The following is a 15,338-nucleotide window of genomic DNA, read 5'->3' as shown; positions in this document are numbered from 1 at the left end:
CACGTATTTCACAAATTCTACGGCCGCTTCTCTCCATTACTTATCGTACGTTCTATGTATGTTGGCGTTTTCCATATAGCTGCATATCTCACCTTCCTCGGTCATAAAAATTCACACAGCTTCCTTATTATACTATGAGAGTAAACAATGGGATATAGAATTTAACAACCAACTTCATATGCAGTTGGGGCAAAAAGGGACGTTTGTTCTCAAGAAAGAAATCTAGACGACTGACGAAGGGAGGAAGATTGAGTGGGTCAATGAGTTCAATAAGCCATTCAAGCAGGCTCGGCAAGAGCTCCTGAGTGAAGGGAATTTATTGTATGAGGTGACCATCGAGGAAATGGTTTCACGTCTGGATTAGTGGGTCATTTTGAGTGGAGGGGATTATCTCGTAAATGACAATCCCTCTCCCTCAAGTGCTTGTCTAAGCTTTGGCATCGCAGATGGACCTATGCCATGCAGCTTCAGGATTTCTTTCTCCGTATACTCCGAAAGTTTAGCTAACGTTATGATCCCTTCATTCTCCAAGGCACGTCTGGCAGGAGCAGACAACAAGGCTAAAAATCCCTCTTTCGGTTTCCGTTCGGATTCGCAGATGGGACAAGTTGGACAGTCACTTTTTTTGTAGTACGTATGTCCATGTTCACAGGTTCGGGATCTTCCTTTATCGTTAACCATGTGGGCACTCCTTTCTGAATTAGATATCCATCCAACTCTCAACCTCTGGGATTATACTATCATATTGTTTTAAAGCCTTTATAGTCCAAGTGACTTGTGCTGTTCCCATTCGCTGTTCATCCTGATCTGTACATTCAATCCACAACGAACGTTTCAGGCTATATTCCAGCCAGTTTAACTTTCCAATAAGTCCATTTTCCAAGACGAGCCTCCAATTGGCACTTAATCTACTCACGTGCTTTCGATATCCATTTATAAAGGCCAAGAACCTTCCTTTGTCTATGTTTCCGGTACTATTTATAGACCAATAAATTGCTGTTTCCACTAGATCATGCATCGGATTTATATAACCCGCCGATTCCCAATCAATAATAATAGGGTTATTCCGCTTCCACATCACATTCTTGGGTTCCAAATCTCTGTGACTAATCACTGCATCTGAAGTTAGGAGTAGCGATGATCTCTTTGCCTTAGCACTCCACTCATACAACTGTTGGATAGTTGAATCTAAAAGCTCATACCATTCCAGACTCTCTTCTTTCCCTTTGTCCAGATAAAACGCCCAATCGGTGTCTTTTGAATAATCTATCTGAGTCTTATCCACATTTAGTTGTGAAAAATTGATCTTGTGGATATCCGCAAGAATCGTTCCCATTAGATCACAATGCACGTTGGTAACTTCACTATGATCTAGACTTCGACCATCAATCCAATCAAATATCAGATAGAATTGATTATCTATGTTATGGATCGAAGAGTTATTAATCCTATTTGCCGGTTGTCCAGGGATATGGTTTGCTGCCACGTTTGCTATTCTTTCTGAATTGATATAATTTTGCATGGCTTCAGGCCTAGTCATAATCTGTGGATTCAATGCTTTAATTGCATATTTATCTTTTCTTGTCTCCATGACGTACATCCGATGTAAGTGTCCACCGGATATCGGTTTGGGCGTGCTTATCAACTCACCAAGGTGCAACTGATCGCATATTTTCTCAAAATTCAGATTATACTGAATATCGCTCATAACGTTACATACCTTCCGTTATATATTGTTATCTCACATTAGTGTCTGTTAAAAGTCTGCGAACTAAACGTTATCGTTCAACATGACATGTTTCTCTAACCACTCTTTTGCCTCTTGCAGCATACCCAACGTTATTTGATGATTTACGCCCTCATACTCGACGAATTTAAGTGATTTTTGATTACCTTTTCCAGACATGCGCTCCATAAAGTATCGCTGACTTTCAATAGAAATGGTTGTGTCTTCTCTTCCATGCAGCAAGAGTAATGCTTGGTCATCAGAAAAGTTAATATTAAATAATGGATCATACTTCATGATGTTTCCGACCTCAAGTGCACTCATCGGACTTCTCCCATCATTTTCACGAAAAATCTCCTCAGACCTTAACCAGGCACAAGAGGCATTCGTTATCACTGCAGATTTTACATCTAAATTACTCGCGGAAACTCCACCTGCAATAAATCCACCTGCGGAATTCCCAATAATGCCTATAGGACTGTCTGCATTCAGGATTTCTGCGACAATGCTGCCTGCCTCTTCAACTGCTTGTATCACGACTGGCCAAAAGTATTGTTGTAAAATAACTTTATCAAAATACGATAGATTGCCACGTTCACCATGATATGGCAGCTCAGGGATAATCACTCTGTATCCCCAATCGGAGATCATCGATCCAAAGAACAGGTAGTCTCGGACATGGGAACCCCAACCATGGTATAGCAGGATTGTACCTCGATGCGGTAAGTATGAATCTATCCGTAAACAAGGTACTCCAGCGATAATATGTTCATTTGTTCTCTTCATAATCCCTCGCCATGGTTGCTTATTAGGAAAGCATATCGTAAATATGCTGCAAATTATTTTCCCACACTACGATTTAGTATGTTCATTACTTCTTCTTCGCTTTTGGATAATTGCCCCATCATGTTCTTAACCAGATCATCTGAAAAGGCGATATTTCCATTAAAAGTCTCCATATGTTTTGTGTATGATTGAACCGCTTCATTGAGGTCAATGGGTTCCTTGAAGTGTATCTCGCCTACTTCCATATCTAGAAACTTGCGACAAAATAAGGTTACACATTCTTCTATAACGCCGATATCAATTCCTCGATTCGGATGCCACATCTCCAAACCTCTTGGTTTTACTCCTAATTCATTTGTAGGAAGATCGGTGTATGGTAACTCATAAAAGTCTTCATCCGATGGATTATCGTAGTAGTAATGAAAGTGAATTTGATCATCTGCTAGATACGTTCTGATACTGTTCACAAAATGAAGCTCCTCCGGATCACTTTCCATATCCTCTAGTCCGTGTTCAAGATAATTCTTGGTACATATACATACAAATCCTATCCTATTCTCGCCGTTTGCATCACTGTAGATCCGAATATCCTCCCAGCCTGTAAGATGACTCAGTCCATATACTCCCCACCACAGGTCGTACGAATTTGTTCTCACATAAACTTTAGAATGTTTTTCCTGAATCGACTTCATCATATTCGTCCCCTTAATAGTTCTTGCTCCTCGTAAGTCAATAATTTATTCTCTACTAAATAGGTGGTTAGTGACGCCAGATATTCTTTGCATGTCGTAATATAGTCTGTCTCCACAAAATCTCTAACTTCCAATTCTTTGTATGCTCTATTTAGTAACACAGCGATATTGCCATACGAACCACTAATTAATAGGCCAATGGAATGATTTATTGCTGTTATTAAGTGATAGTGTCTAGAATTTCTTCTAAGTCCATATACGGGCAATACATCCTTGGAATTTAATCTAAGAATGAGTCTCCAAATGTGATCGTCAATTCCCCCCACGAACTAGCCCCCTAATATCTTAATCTTTAGAGAGACCCATACATCTCCATCAACCATGCAGCAAACTGCTCCTTCTCCTCAAACTGCGGATAATGGGCCGAATGTTCAAATACCACAAAATCTTTGACTGGCGCCTCCAGCACAGCGAAATAGTTCCGCGCCGCATTCACGGATGTCATATAATCGTATTTTCCCATAACAAAATAAGTCGGGATCTCCAGCCCTTTTACGATATCGGGTAAGTGTTGGCCGGATTCTTCATTCAAAAGGATTTCCTGTGTAGCCTGAATCCCCATGGAATAGCGAATGACATCAAGTGCATTGTATTCAGGACCGAACAGAAAACCGAATATATAATCCTGATTTTCATCAATTTGTCTGGCTGCACCGCCGTATTTGCGAACCATATTCCTTGGCGTATGCTCATCCCCTCGCTCAATCGAACTTCGTAAGCGTTCCAGACTTGCCGCGTCCTCTGAATGACCAGCCTTCTTCGCTTGTGCAATTGTATAATCCAGACTGTCCAACTCACTCTGCGCGTTATCTGCTACTTGCCCAATACCGATGTAAGCATTGAATTTGTCCGGTGCCTTGGCAGCAGCTTTAGTCCCTATGTATGTACCAAATGAATGACCCACCAAACTGACCTTCTCTTGTCCAAGCTCTGCAGTCACATATTCGGTTAAAGCCAATAAATCATCTACGAGCACATCCGTCGTCAAACCCGAATAATCCTCAAAAAAATGATAAGACTTCCCACTCCCGCGTTGATCATAATGTACAATGGTAAAATGCTCTTCCAGCTCCTCTTGGTACTTCCTCACATAAGGAATTTCGGAGCAGCCTGGACCACCGTGTACAAAGATCAGGATGGGGTTGTCCCGATCCGTTCCCCGAATCATCACCTCATGATCGGCACCATTGATCTCAACTTGTCCTAATGTGCTGATGCTATTCTCACCTTTAATACCAGGAGTCCATGTCGGAAATATCAGAGAGAGTATTGCAATGAGCAGAACCACGACCATGAAGCGTTTAGTTACTTTAACGAGCTGCTTACGCATTGGGATGTCTCCTTTTGCACATTGATTCGTTTGAATTGAATTCAGCTGGTTAACGGTTAGTCATGGTTTGCTTACTTTATAAAAATAAGGGCCACACATGTCTTCGTGAGTATGTACGTAGGTCCAGGTAAACTCTCGGTCGAAAATATAGATATCCTGTTCCGAATCAAAGTCCGCTGCAACGACTGCATTCGCATTCTCATATCCCTGGATGAAAGGCGTGTGTTGATACATCACATACAAGTCATTTTTGAGTTCGGCATCAAAGGCATCTCGTGCTGTATCGCCCGTTAAACACTCTTGTTTCTTATAACTAAACATATGCCATTTATATTCGCTGTAGTAGATAGCTTCTTTTGCCTCGTCATCCATATTGCTTGCGAATACGTTATCCCACTGCTCAGCAATGCCCTCGGATTCCTCGCATAACTCTGTCACCTGGACGCCCTTATCCTCCAAATTTTTCTCGAACATATACTTAAGGTACACTAGCTCGATCCGCGAGTACGCCACATTCAGTTCACTTTCAGGCAAAACGTCTAACATCTTATTGATTTGTTCCCGAATCATTGCGACCTCCGTTTGGAATTAATTAGGTGTGTCTTGGACCTGGACCATTATCCTGTTCCTTACCGTCTACCTTCTTCCCGCAGAACATAAGCTAATTGGTACATCTCCGCAATATCACTTCTATTTTGCTCCTGGAATCTCCGAACGGCTTCATCGATCTCTACCGTCTCTACGGCAACAACCTGCTCTCCGTCCACCGGATTCAGCGGACTACCGACAATTTCAACATCTCCATATCCAATCAGTCTTACAAAATGAGGATGCGGAATATGTGGTCTATACGGTTCCAAGGCACCTGATGTGCAATGGAATTGACCGAAAATCTGATACGACTGCAGTTCCGCGCCCAGCTCCTCCATCACCTCTCGTTTTAACCCATCCGGATAGTGTTCTCCAGGTTCCAATGTCCCACCCGGCAGCTCCCATTTTCCATTGTCCAGTTGAAAAACAACACATTGATTCCCGACGAACGGAATAATGCTAACGTTGCTCACTAGCGCTTCGTCCACGATATCGTTCAACCTGAAATCCGCCTCAATCGTTCCCCAATGAATCGACGTACTCAGCGCCGGAAATTGTTCTTTACTCAAACTCTTCATCCTCTATCCGACCTCTCTAGGAAAAAGTAAAATCTTCCATCTCATTCTTTCTCTCATTATAGATGATAACGAAGAAAGAAGGCCACCTTCCCATATTGGGAAACACGTGACCTTCTGATTTTACCGAAAATAGGCTAACGCCGTTCTAAGAAAGACGACTTATTTGTGTATCAGCTTCCCGTTTTCCAAAAAGAGAACCCGATCACATAGCGGCAAAATCCGCTCATCATGCGTAACCATCACCGCACTCTTGCCCTGCTCCGCAACCAGCTTTGCAATCATGCCCACAATATCCAGCCCACGTTCCGCATCCAGACTGGCTGTGGGTTCATCCGCGAGCAGGACGGCTGGATCATTCATCAATGCCCTCGCAATGGCAACCCGCTGGCGTTCTCCGCCGGATAGCTTCTCGGCATATGCCTTACGCCGATGAGTTAACCCAACCGTTTCCAGGAGCTCATCTACTCGTTTCGTTGCCAAGTTCTTGTCCATTCCAGCGAGCTTCGCAACCACCATTAGTTGTTCTTCCACTTTCAGATACGGAATGAGATTGGCGCTTTGAAAAATAAATCCCAGCTGCTGAAGCCGTATATCAGAGATGTCCTGCTTGTTTTTGCCCATAATCGATGCGCCATCCAGCAGAACCCGTCCTTCCGTCGGTTCAAGGAGTGCACCTGCGATGGACAGAAATGTACTTTTACCCGAACCGGAAGGTCCCATGACCGCGACAAGTTCTCCTTCGGCCACCTCAAGATCCAGCTTATCCAGTATCGTCCGTTTGACCGCACCATCTTCAAAAGTCTGTGTAATTCCCTGCAATACCAGTCGATTTCTCATGCTGCTGTCCTCCCAATCGCATCAAGTGCATCAATTTTGGCAACCTTCCACACCGAAAATAACGAACCCGCCATAGACATCATTACGAATAACACACAGGTCAGTGCTAGGGTGGACAAGCCTAATTGAAACGGCATCGAAGCTGGCAGGATGGATTCAAATAACTGAACCAGGAGAACACTGATCACCAAACTTCCAACGGACAGAAGCAATACTTGTATTGAAACACTGCCAGCCAGATACGCATTGCGCGTCCCGATGGCTTTCAAAATACCAAATTGACTCGTTTTCTGAATGGTGATGACGTAGAAAAATACCGCAAGTACAAACGCCGAGATGACAAACAAAAAGGCAATCATCATGAGCAGCGAGCCCTGCTCTTCCTTGTACCCGGGAATGGCCGATACCGCATCGGACTTCGTAATCACTTCCGTATTTGGCAAAGTGGTACTGAGGCTGTCTACCTTCTCACCTGCATCCTTAATGGCAATCGCATTGTATACCGGAGCATTAGCGTCTGCTGTTCCTTGCGAAGTACGGGAACCTCCTTGAATGGCCAGCCATTCCTGTTCATTCATAAACACAACCGGTGAGTGACTGAAGGACTCATTTTCCACAAATCCACCCACTGTCCATTCTGTCCCGGAGGCTTGATCCACCAGTACCGTACCAATTGTCACGCCGGATTCAGACAGCTTTTGATCGACCACAACCTGGCCGTTCTTCTGATCCGTGATTGGAGATCCTTCGGTTACGGTTGGAGCCAGCCAGCTTTGCGGGTTCACCATGAATAGCGTTACATCCATCTTCTTCGTGTCGCCAGCTGGACTGACCGTTGTCATTTTCACACCCAGCGGTTCGGCATTCTCTTGCCCCACAACAGAGCGCGTCTGCTCAAGCTGATCCTGACCCACCTGGGAACGGGTAAACCGATGATTCGAGTCCTGCTCCAGAACAAAATGGGATGCTGCCATATTTTTGATCGAAGCCGCGTTGTCATACGCCAGCCCCTGTGCCAGACCTGTGACAAACAAAACCAGAAATGATACCAACACCATGATTGTAGCAATTAACGCATACCGCCCTTTGGCAAACCTCATTTCTCTAATAGCCAAATACATGTTCTCTGACCTCCTCTTGATAACCCAAGTATAGGAGGCGAAAATGAACGGCAAATGAATAACAGATTACATCTGCGGGAGCGTCACGGTAAAGACCGTTCCTTCGGCTGAACTCGAGACCTCGATCGTCCCGTCATGGATCCGGATAATTTTCTGCACAATGGCAAGTCCAAGCCCGGTTCGTCCGGATGAACGCTCTCGGGCACGGTCCACCCGGTAGAAACGATCGAACAGGAATGGCAGATGTTCCGCAGCAATCCCGTCTCCTGTATCCCGAATATGAATCACACAGTGGGCATCTGTCTGTTCGGCATGAATCTCGATGCTTCTTCCCTGCGGAAGATGATTCACCGCATTGCCCAGCAAATTCATCCACACTTGCATAAGCAGCACTTCATTGCCAACCAGCTGGATCGTTTCGGGTACCGAAATCCGGAGCAGTAACTCCTTTTCTTCCAGCTGCCATTGCAGCACCTGAACGGCTTGGCGGAACTGATCCCGCAGAGAGAATTTTGATTTGGTCAGATCCTCATGACCTTGTTCAAGGGATGACAGAAGAAGCAGCTGTTTACTGAGCAGCGAGAGATGACGGCTCTCCTCCTCAATAATGGAGGCGTAGTGCTCCCGTTCTTGTTCTGGCAGGTCCCGATCCGCGACCAGTTGGGCAAACCCCTGAATGGATGTCAGCGGTGATTGAATCTCATGCGATACGTTCGATACAAACTGCTGACGTGCCTGATCTACCCGCTCCAATTCACGACTCATGGTCATGAAATGCTGGGCCAGCTGTCCAATCTCATCGCGCCGCGTAGTGGGCAGTTTCAGATTATAGTTCCCTTGGGCAATTCGCTTGGTCGCCTCCGACAGACGTTCAATCGGATTAACCAGATAGCGCGTACTTATCAGAAAGATCAAGATACTTATACCCACCGTAAGTGCTCCAATCAGCGCAAAGAAGATACGCAGCTCACCGAATTGCAAGATCACATCTGGCCGCATAAACAGGGCATAATGTGCATTTTCCATCTGCAGTTGAACGCCGACGGTATTGCTTAATTGATTATCGAAAAAGCCTGTAATGAAGGGTTTGCTTGGAAACTGGGCAACGCCATGGTAAACCTCCCCACTCAGCACCAGATCTACAGCTTGCTTGTCCAGCTCCTTCCCGCGGAACTCGCTGCCGTAGAATTGATCATTCCCTTTTCCATCCGTCACATAGATTTCGTACCCGAGGGCTGCGGCATTGTTCAGGTACTGTTTCATCGTGTCCGGTTCCTGCTCCACAAATTGCTTCATCTCTGTGGCGATGCCCACCAGCTTCTCGTCATTGAACGACTTGAGCTTCGCATGATAGTAAATGTTTGATAAAAGAAAACCCAGCATGCCGCTGACCACAATTACCGCAACCGTAATGAGGAACACCCGAACATACAAGGTCCTCACTGCGCTTTCACCTCCATCTTGTAACCAATCCCCCGCACTGTCTGAATAACGAAATCATCCGCATAATCGGCAAACCGATCGCGTAACCGCTTGATGTGCACATCCACAGTGCGGTCATCTCCTTCATAGTCTGCTCCCCAGACAAGTCGAATCAGTTCCTCCCGCGAGAATAAACGACCTGGATACTGTGCCAGCTGGGAGAGCAGCTGGAATTCCTTCATGGGCAAAAATAAAATGGACTGACCGTCGGATACCTCCACATTGTTCCGGTCAATCACGATGCGGTTCATGCGTATGATGTCACTGGACGTACGATGGTAACGGCGAAACAGCGCCTTGACCCGGTAGATCAACTCTTCGGGTTCAAACGGCTTCGTCACATATTCGTCCGTGCCTTTCAGATAGCCCTCCCTCTTGTCGGATAACTGATCCCGTGCCGTTAGCAGCATAATCGGAATATCATAATGCTGCCGAATGAAATCACATAGCTCCAGACCGTCCATACCTGGCATCATCACGTCCAGGATCGCCAGATCGATCGGCGTTTCTTTTATCACCTTGATCGCTTCCAGGCCGTCCTGCGCTTCGTGCACCCGATACCCTTCCTTGGTCATGACATGCCGCAGGAGTGCTCTAATGTTGGCGTCATCGTCCGCCAGAAGCAGATGCTTCATATTGTTGTCCACCCCTTTTTTAAAAGTTCAAATATGTTATTACGGATACTTCCGCACATGGATCCTGCACAGATGGTAGCACAAAAGCAAAGTCATTTGCCAACACACATGCGCTGATGACGCAGCCATGTTTACATCTTCTCGAATCTGGTTGACACTATTATTAGGCGCATCTATAATAAAACCATAACATATGAACGAGCGCTCATATATTCATCTTTTAAAATGAAATATGTAGTGAAGTACCCTAATTTACAATAGGAATCATACTTACATAACGGAGCAATGCTCCAAAGGAGAGGATCTCGTATGTCCGGACATCACCACAATCACGACCATGGACACCATCATGCTCATCCCAATAATAAGAAAGTACTCTTGTTTTCCTTCATCATTATTACAGTTTATATGATCGTTGAAGCCGTTGGCGGTTTCATTACCAACAGTCTGGCTCTTATCTCCGATGCAGGCCACATGCTGTCCGATGCCGTTGCTCTGGGGATTGCGTTACTGGCGTTTACCTTTGGTGAGAAAGCGGTCAATACAGGCAAAACGTACGGGTACAGACGGTTTGAGATTTTGGCTGCTACCTTAAACGGAGTCACCTTGATCGCCATCTCACTGTACATCTTTTACGAAGCGATCGGCCGCTTCATCCATCCGCCGGAAGTTGCAACGGTAGGCATGTTGATCATCAGCATCATCGGATTGCTCGTGAACATTCTCGTCGCCTGGATCATGATGCGCGGCAGCGACACGGAGAATAACCTCAATATGCGAGGTGCCTACCTCCATGTCATCAGTGATATGTTAGGGTCCATCGGTGCGATTGTCGCAGCACTGCTGATGATGTTCTTCGGCTGGGGCTGGGCGGATCCACTCGCAAGCGTAATTGTGGCGGTGCTTGTGTTGCGAAGCGGTTTCTTCGTAACGAAATCCTCCCTGCATATTTTGATGGAAGGCACCCCGGCGAATGTGGATGTCAACGACCTCGTACAAACCATTAAAAAGGTAGACGGTGTCCATGGCGTTCACGATGTGCATGTGTGGTCCATTACAAGTAACCTTAATGCACTGACCGCTCATATCGTGGTCGATGGAACATTGAGTATTTATGAAGCCGAAACGCTCGTCCAGAAGATCGAACATATGCTGGAGCATAAAGATATCAAGCATGTCACCTTGCAGGTGGAATCTGAGAAGCATCTTCACGACACTTCTGTATTATGCACCGTTAAAGGTGATGCACCAGACGCACATGCGCATCATCATCATTGAGAAGAAGAGAACGTTAGCTGTAGCTGTATATGGAAACAGGACTGATTCCCAGTAGTGGAATAGTCCTGTTTTTCATTTTTTGTAACCTTTCATTCCATTTCAATTGTTATGTATTATCCATTAAAGTGGATCGCCAGGACTTGTTCTCGATCAAAATCAATAATCATGATGTGGCCTTGTAATACATTGTCTCCACAGGCTATTGTTGCTCCGTAATCCTCTTTGTTATTAAATATTATGTCCACTCGATATACTTCAATTTCATTAAACCAATCCTTGGATACTTGTTCACGAAGTTCGTTCTCATAGTAGTTTCGAAATGCAGCCTCACACTCTGTAAACCAATGCAGATATGACTCTACTATACTAACAATTGCATCTAACTGAACAGAAGTGGATATATAGATTCGGACATCATTTAAATCTCCATCCTTGATGGATTGCTTAAATATTTGGACGGTACTTTTCAAAATATAACATTTGTATCGTTCGTCACTCTCTTCTACCATTTCAATGAAATCATCTCGCATCTTAACTCCCCTATCAATAAAATAACTTGTAGGATTCAAGGCAGTAGTTCTTGAATAGGCATTTATACTTTTTCGTCAATAATCTGCTTGTTGTCACCTTGTTTATTGTGGTTATGTTTTTTGATTTCAGATTTCAAATAATGCACTTCTTTAATCAGATACTCAAGTCTTCTCGATGTTTTTGATGAATCTATGGCATAACGTACAACTGCAACAATGATAAGAAACACAATAAAACATATAACTAAAGCTATCATAGCTCCAAAGAGTTCCATCCTAGTTTACAACCCCTCACTTATATTGAAAACTGTAATTGATTTGATTAACTCACACCCACCTCGATACTAGAATTCCTCCTAAACTTTATATAATCTCCTATTTTAAATATTAATGACTGGTTAGAATACTAAATATCCACTTCGTCCCAATTCATAATGACATATCCAAGCTGAAACAAGATGATAACAAGATAGCTAATGTTGATTACGAAGCTTGTTTTGCTTCTCTTAGCCTGATCCCCATATTCCTCTATACTCATTCTTCCTCTTTCCAACCTAGATTTCATTTTTTTGTTCTCTTTCCATAACAGAGCAGATTCAATTGCTCCAAAAAATCGGGCAATCCTGAGTTAAACTGAAACATGCAATGGATAGAGGACTAGTACTGCTGATCAATTTGACCAATCCCGTTCAGCCTATAGGAATCTTAGATCATCTGTCGTGCCCGTCATCTCTGCCCATCTGGCTGAGAGAAATTTCGCATAGTTTACAGAGCTGATTCCATAGCTCCCCAGAGAATGGCCATCATTGATCTCTACCAACTTCATATTTCCTTCGTGATCTACACCAAAGTCCATCCCATATGCCGCTGGTGCGTTCGTAAAATCGCTAACAGCTCTTTCAATAACACGAGTATCCAATGTTGAATCCCACGCCCCTTTATACCTTCTGATATCCACAATTTCTCCGTATCGAATAAAGCAGCGCCACTCGGTTTTGAAATCTATGATCTCCGAACACCATATACTGGTATCCTCATTCTCTTCCACAAGTCCGATAAAATCGCTGTATTCTTTCACCACTTTTCCGGCAAACTTTTTGGTCATATCCTTCGGTTTAACGAAGACATTCCAACTCTCTTTATCCTGAAAAAGTTTCTGGATCGTAGTACTCCATACTTTTCGACCCAGATAACCTGCCAAGGTATTTGGATAATCAATTTCTCCATGTTTTCTTTTCAGTCCCAAATGTTCCAGACGCTTTCTTACATTACCAATGCCGCCCACTAGCAGACTTTCAGGGCTCTTATCCTCCTCGATCTCTTGCAAATCAAAAAATTTAATAGTTTCCCAGCCTAACATACTGAATCCTTCATTAGCAATGAACGCATTTACATTGTAAAAGTCTCCGTTCTTATCGGTCTGGATATATGCTCTCATTTTGGTACTCCCTCCTTACTAACTTCCATTGTTACATAAAATGCAGCCATGGCATGACAGGTACACTTCATGTTTTGCGCATTTCGGATATCCTGGCGGGATCGTCGGTCGAGCATCATCCTCTTCAATCTCGGACCACTCCAGGTAGTTGCTCAGATTAACGTGTTGTTTCATGAAGGCTTGAATCATTATCCGAAATTGCTCCAAACAGTATATAACCGACTCTTTGCGTGGTTCATAATTTAACTTCTCCCACCCTGCTTCAGCGATTGCATGTGCAATCATGCGCAGCATAAAATCTTTCTCATCATCAAAGGTGTCTACGGTCCAAGGCATCTCATCGATATCAAAACCAACCGTCCCGATCCCTACGATAGACTGATCCTGCTGCGCCAACCAGATCGTCATTTCTCTCTCCCGGTTCGTCTTGGCCAGCATCGAGCCACTGATGGATAGCACCTCTATAAAGACGGACGTTAACCCATTAGTCATGCCTAAGGATTCAATATCGGACTCTACACCATGAGGCATGGATATCGTGTTCGCCATGCTGTCTCACCCCTTAACTAACCTTACTCGTTTTCATCCGATTCCGTCCAGATGGCAAATGCTCCGTACCCCAAATACTCACGGACTTCAAGAACTTTATCACCACGTACCACGATTTCCATGCCATTTTCAGCGTCCCATTCGGTACCACCACCCAGAATCGCTCCCAAAATATCATCGTTCTGATCATAAGGATTCCGAAAAAGTTCAACTTCGCCAACTGACATGAACTCCAATATGTCCCTGCCCTCAGCTTCAGCCAAACCAGCAGCATATTCCACTGTATCACTCAATATTTTCTCGGTTTTCCATTCATATGCTAGCTTGCATATGTCGTTAATCGTTCCATCCGGCAAGCGATTCAGCACGTCCCGGATATATAGCTCTGCTTCTTCCAAACTCATGTCTTCCGTATTAAACCGATACTCAACCTCGCAATGGAACAAATTAAGCAGACCATATCCGGACATCCGGTTCTCATCTGAGGGGTCTTCTGCGCCAATACGCTCTAAATGAAATCTCCCGGTCATACTTTATCCTCCTTCATTAATCTCCACCACCGCCACAGGACGAACAGCTGGATGAGCTGCAAGAAGAATCGGAAGACCCTGAGGATGATCCGGAACCTCCCGAGGAACCACTGCTGTCTGTGCAAATATCCGCATAACAGCTGGAACTGCTCGAACAACTGCTGCTTGACGAAGCCCCGGAGGCGGCTGCCTTTTCCTGTGGAAGAATTTCCTGCTCCAGACGACCCATGTGCACCCCGTATGTTGCTTCATGATGCATGGAGTGATACACCATGGCACTCGCCATAATGAGAGCCACATCAACCGTACCCGAGGATTCGAGGGATAGCTCATTTTCGTTTAGACTTGCCGATCTTTGGAGTTTTTCAATTAAATAAGTAATAACCTGCGCGGCTTCAGGATTCTCCTGCATACGTCTGGTATGAAAGAGTTGATTCACCAGTTCAGATTGATCCCCTTGTGTGATCAGCTTCTTCATATCACCAGATAACGGATAACTGAAGAAATCACCCCAGATCGCGGAACTATAGGGAGTGAATTCGAATAATTGACAGTAAACCCAGTCAAACCATGCCCGTGCTCCTGGACTCTCACGACGGGTAACTGCCGGCTCATGATGTACCGTGGAACCCATAAATTCAGCACAAAAGTCAGTGTAGGACTTCGTAAACATCAGCATTTCATGCCAAAACTCGTCTACCTCTTCACTGAACATGGGTACCTGCTTAAGCAAAGAAGCCATAACGAAATATCTTTTTAACTCCAGCAGTTTCCATCGATACTCCAGCTTTTTGATGTTAGGATATTCCTGCTCGATACGGAGCTTAAGTTTATTCGAATAATGTTTATTAAAGCTCTTCTCCAATTGTTGAATGGTTTGCTCATAGGGAATTTCATCACGCATTCCAAGATTCAAAGGTAACTTTTTGCGTCTATACGTAACTATCGTGTGCCTCCTGCGACTCCCTGCTGGACGGAAAATTCTGATTTTACGCCGAATTAAATATACTGCAATGACCAATATAATTGCTGCGATGTAGTAGTAGATAGGCATAGTAGAGCCTCTCCTCTCCGTTGATCGTTTTCTATGTATGGGGTAAACTCCCATTAGTATAATTGACGACCGGCAATGATTAAAAGAGCCCTTTGACATAAATGTCAGGGCTCTTGGTTTA

20 protein-coding genes are annotated in these 15,338 nt (G+C 44.4%); 1 reads left to right on the top strand and 19 read right to left on the bottom strand.

Annotated elements, in window-relative coordinates; translation table 11 throughout:
* Positions 1-387: 387 nt before the first annotated feature.
* The 12 genes from HP552_RS31890 to HP552_RS31835 all read right to left on the bottom strand — a co-directional run bounded on the left by HP552_RS31890 (position 388) and on the right by HP552_RS31835 (position 9,838).
* Entirely contained in the window at positions 388-681 is a 294-nt protein-coding gene (locus HP552_RS31890) for an RNA polymerase alpha subunit C-terminal domain-containing protein (protein WP_175399364.1), read from the bottom strand.
* Between the two features lie 19 nt (positions 682-700).
* A complete protein-coding gene (locus HP552_RS31885; protein WP_175399363.1) occupies positions 701-1,708 on the bottom strand; it encodes a phosphotransferase in 1,008 nt (335 codons plus the stop codon).
* A 63-nt stretch (positions 1,709-1,771) separates the two neighbouring features.
* Entirely contained in the window at positions 1,772-2,353 is a 582-nt protein-coding gene (locus HP552_RS31880; RefSeq protein WP_175399362.1) for an alpha/beta hydrolase family protein, read from the bottom strand.
* 212 nt (positions 2,354-2,565) lie between these two features.
* A complete protein-coding gene (locus HP552_RS31875) occupies positions 2,566-3,207 on the bottom strand; it encodes a hypothetical protein (RefSeq protein ID WP_175399361.1) in 642 nt (213 codons plus the stop codon).
* On the bottom strand, positions 3,204-3,530 hold the full coding sequence (locus HP552_RS31870) for a hypothetical protein (protein ID WP_175399360.1): 327 nt from the start codon (positions 3,528-3,530) through the stop codon (positions 3,204-3,206). Before HP552_RS31870 ends, HP552_RS31875 begins: the two co-directional genes overlap by 4 nt.
* A gap of 26 nt (positions 3,531-3,556) precedes the next feature.
* Positions 3,557-4,594, bottom strand: coding sequence for an alpha/beta fold hydrolase (locus tag HP552_RS31865; protein ID WP_175399359.1), 1,038 nt, complete (start codon positions 4,592-4,594; stop codon positions 3,557-3,559).
* A gap of 60 nt (positions 4,595-4,654) precedes the next feature.
* Positions 4,655-5,164: a DUF4275 family protein gene (locus HP552_RS31860; RefSeq protein ID WP_175399358.1), complete on the bottom strand. Its 510-nt coding sequence runs from the start codon at positions 5,162-5,164 to the stop codon at positions 4,655-4,657.
* A 59-nt stretch (positions 5,165-5,223) separates the two neighbouring features.
* Entirely contained in the window at positions 5,224-5,763 is a 540-nt protein-coding gene (locus HP552_RS31855) for an NUDIX hydrolase (protein WP_175399357.1), read from the bottom strand.
* A 159-nt stretch (positions 5,764-5,922) separates the two neighbouring features.
* On the bottom strand, positions 5,923-6,600 hold the full coding sequence (locus tag HP552_RS31850; RefSeq protein WP_175399356.1) for an ABC transporter ATP-binding protein: 678 nt from the start codon (positions 6,598-6,600) through the stop codon (positions 5,923-5,925).
* Positions 6,597-7,721 carry an ABC transporter permease gene (locus HP552_RS31845; protein ID WP_175399355.1) on the bottom strand — a complete coding sequence of 375 codons (1,125 nt, stop codon included), beginning with the start codon at positions 7,719-7,721 and terminating at the stop codon, positions 6,597-6,599. The genes HP552_RS31850 and HP552_RS31845 overlap by 4 nt, the downstream gene beginning before the upstream one ends.
* A 66-nt stretch (positions 7,722-7,787) precedes the next feature.
* Positions 7,788-9,164, bottom strand: coding sequence for a sensor histidine kinase (locus tag HP552_RS31840; RefSeq protein WP_175399354.1), 1,377 nt, complete (start codon positions 9,162-9,164; stop codon positions 7,788-7,790).
* Complete coding sequence (locus HP552_RS31835; RefSeq protein WP_175399353.1) at positions 9,161-9,838, bottom strand: response regulator transcription factor; 678 nt, start codon at positions 9,836-9,838, stop codon at positions 9,161-9,163. The genes HP552_RS31840 and HP552_RS31835 overlap by 4 nt, the downstream gene beginning before the upstream one ends.
* A 309-nt stretch (positions 9,839-10,147) precedes the next feature.
* Here HP552_RS31835 and HP552_RS31830 point away from each other — a divergent pair, with 309 nt between their 5' ends.
* Positions 10,148-11,116: a cation diffusion facilitator family transporter gene (locus tag HP552_RS31830; RefSeq protein ID WP_175399352.1), complete on the top strand. Its 969-nt coding sequence runs from the start codon at positions 10,148-10,150 to the stop codon at positions 11,114-11,116.
* 113 nt (positions 11,117-11,229) lie between these two features.
* Here HP552_RS31830 and HP552_RS31825 read toward each other — a convergent pair whose 3' ends face one another.
* From HP552_RS31825 to HP552_RS31795, 7 genes are all read right to left on the bottom strand, one after another.
* Positions 11,230-11,646, bottom strand: coding sequence for a hypothetical protein (locus tag HP552_RS31825; protein ID WP_175399351.1), 417 nt, complete (start codon positions 11,644-11,646; stop codon positions 11,230-11,232).
* 62 nt (positions 11,647-11,708) lie between these two features.
* The gene (locus HP552_RS31820) at positions 11,709-11,921 is read right to left on the bottom strand and encodes a hypothetical protein (protein WP_175399350.1); all 213 of its coding nucleotides are present in this window, start codon (positions 11,919-11,921) and stop codon (positions 11,709-11,711) included.
* 131 nt (positions 11,922-12,052) lie between these two features.
* On the bottom strand, positions 12,053-12,211 hold the full coding sequence (locus HP552_RS31815) for a hypothetical protein (RefSeq protein ID WP_175399349.1): 159 nt from the start codon (positions 12,209-12,211) through the stop codon (positions 12,053-12,055).
* 129 nt (positions 12,212-12,340) lie between these two features.
* Positions 12,341-13,084, bottom strand: coding sequence for an ATP-grasp domain-containing protein (locus HP552_RS31810; protein WP_175399348.1), 744 nt, complete (start codon positions 13,082-13,084; stop codon positions 12,341-12,343).
* Positions 13,085-13,102: 18 nt separating this feature from the next.
* Positions 13,103-13,633 carry a hypothetical protein gene (locus tag HP552_RS31805; protein WP_175399347.1) on the bottom strand — a complete coding sequence of 177 codons (531 nt, stop codon included), beginning with the start codon at positions 13,631-13,633 and terminating at the stop codon, positions 13,103-13,105.
* A gap of 23 nt (positions 13,634-13,656) precedes the next feature.
* Positions 13,657-14,163, bottom strand: a complete 507-nt coding sequence (locus HP552_RS31800; protein WP_175399346.1) for a DUF6985 domain-containing protein — start codon at positions 14,161-14,163, stop codon at positions 13,657-13,659.
* A gap of 16 nt (positions 14,164-14,179) precedes the next feature.
* Complete coding sequence (locus tag HP552_RS31795) at positions 14,180-15,217, bottom strand: UCP032817 domain-containing protein (protein WP_175399345.1); 1,038 nt, start codon at positions 15,215-15,217, stop codon at positions 14,180-14,182.
* Between the last annotated feature and the right edge of the window lie 121 nt (positions 15,218-15,338).

The organism is Paenibacillus xylanilyticus (assembly GCF_013359935.1).
Taxonomy (GTDB): Bacteria; Bacillota; Bacilli; order Paenibacillales; family Paenibacillaceae; genus Paenibacillus; species Paenibacillus xylanilyticus.
Note: the sequence above shows the minus strand (reverse complement) of the source record. Positions and strands in the feature narration are given on the sequence as shown.